The sequence below is a fragment of the Desulfopila sp. IMCC35006 genome (genome assembly GCF_005116645.1).
GTDB lineage: Bacteria > Desulfobacterota > Desulfobulbia > Desulfobulbales > Desulfocapsaceae > Desulforhopalus_A.
Genome location: NZ_SWCM01000040.1, coordinates 1 through 1,787 on the forward strand (window position 1 = coordinate 1; position 1,787 = coordinate 1,787).

Annotated in this window: 1 protein-coding gene and 1 pseudogene; both read left to right on the forward strand. The window is 48.2% G+C overall.

The features are described from left to right. A pseudogene (locus tag FCL47_RS24650) lies at positions 1-935 on the forward strand (IS21 family transposase); the annotation flags it as partial. Further along, positions 928-1,674, forward strand: a complete 747-nt coding sequence (gene istB, locus FCL47_RS24055) for an IS21-like element helper ATPase IstB (RefSeq protein WP_136816270.1) — start codon at positions 928-930, stop codon at positions 1,672-1,674. The pseudogene FCL47_RS24650 and the gene istB, both read left to right, overlap by 8 nt. Positions 1,675-1,787: the final 113 nt, after the last annotated feature.

Sequence of the window (1,787 nt, forward strand, 5' to 3'; positions counted from 1 at the left end):
CTAAAATCATGGTGGATAATCTCAAGTCGGCAGTGCTGCAGAGAATCACTGGTCAAGATCCTGTTTTTAATCCAAAGTTTCTGGATTTTTCCAACCACTATGGCTTCCAGATTATCCCTTGTGGCGTCGGCAAAGGTAATGAGAAAGGTATCGTCGAAAATGGTGTGGGGTATGTAAAAAAGAATTTCCTCGCCGGTTTGGAACCGGGTGATTTCAAGACAATCAATCCGGCGGTACAACACTGGCTGGATACCATAGCCAATGTCCGTCTTCATGGAGAAACGCGGCAAAAACCCAAAGATATGTTCGCTGAAGAAGCCGCATATTTATCTCCCTTACCGACTACGCCCTATGATATCGGGACCATCACCCAGCTCAGGGCTTCCAGACAATTTCGGATCGCCGTGGATGCCAACAATTATTCGGTTCCTGCGGAATACGCCGGTGTCCGGTTAACCGTCAAGAACTATCCCGACAGAATATGTATCTACCATGACAACAAACTCATCGCCAGGCATGGAAGAAGTTACGATCGTTATCAGGACATTGAGGATCCAGATCACCCAAAAGCGTTATTGCAGCAGCGGAGAAAAGCCAAAGACCAAAAGATCCTTATGCGGTTCCTGGCACTCTCCCGGAATTCCGAACGGTATTATCAAGGGCTTCTAGAACGTAAAATGAACCTGATCCATCATATCAGACAAATCGTCGGCTTGAGTGAGATTTACGGCCGGGATCAGGTTGCCAGAAGCATAGAGGACGCGTTAGAGTTCAAGGCCTTCTCCTGTGAATATATCGCCAACCTGCTCGAACAACGAAAGCATATTTGTGAGGAACCCGGCGCCCTGCATCTAACAAGGGCCGAAGACCTGCTGGATCTTGAGATTAAGGAGCCGGATATGGATATCTATACAGGGAGGGTAAATAATGAATAAAAGCCCGCAACAGCTCGATGAACAACTTTGCTACCTTAAGCTGCGTTTTATGGAGCATCACTATCGCGATCTGGCGGCGACAGCAGCCAAGGACAACTGGAGCCCCCAGGAATATTTTGCCCAACTAATCCAGGGGGAAACCATGCTTCGCTGGGACAACTCCATCCAGCGCCGGATCTCCATGGCGCGCTTTCCTGTTGTCAAAACCCTGGAGCAGTTTGAGTGGAACTGGCCGGAGAAGATCAATCAGGCCCAGGTTAAACACCTCTTTCAGCTCGATTTTATCGCCAATAAAGCCAACGCTATACTGCTAGCTGGGGTCGGGCTTGGTAAAACCCACCTTGCCAGCGCCATTGGTTATGAAGCCTGCCTGCGGGGACACTCTGTGCTCTTTGCCACGGCAGTCGATGTCATTAATACCTTATCTGCGGCGCAGGCTACCGGTCAGTTGAAAAATGGTTTGAAGAAATATCTCAAACCCTCGATGTTGATCCTCGACGAATTAGGCTATTTACCCATCGACAAACGTGGTGCTGATCTCCTGTTCCAGGTTATCAGTGGTCGCTATGAGAATGGTGCTCTGGTTATCACCTCGAATCGGGCGTATAAAGACTGGCCAAAAATATTCAACAATGACGCGACACTCACCTCTGCCATTCTTGACAGGCTGTTGCATCATGCTGACACCATTGTCATTGAAGGAAAAAGCTATCGCATGAAAGAACAGGTGGAAATCTAAGCTCCAAACTCATTCCGCCGTCTCAGACATGCTTTTGAGGCGGTGGAAAACAACGATCGAAAATCAACATTTTCAAAACGCCACTTTTATGCATTATCACGCCGCCGCTAACA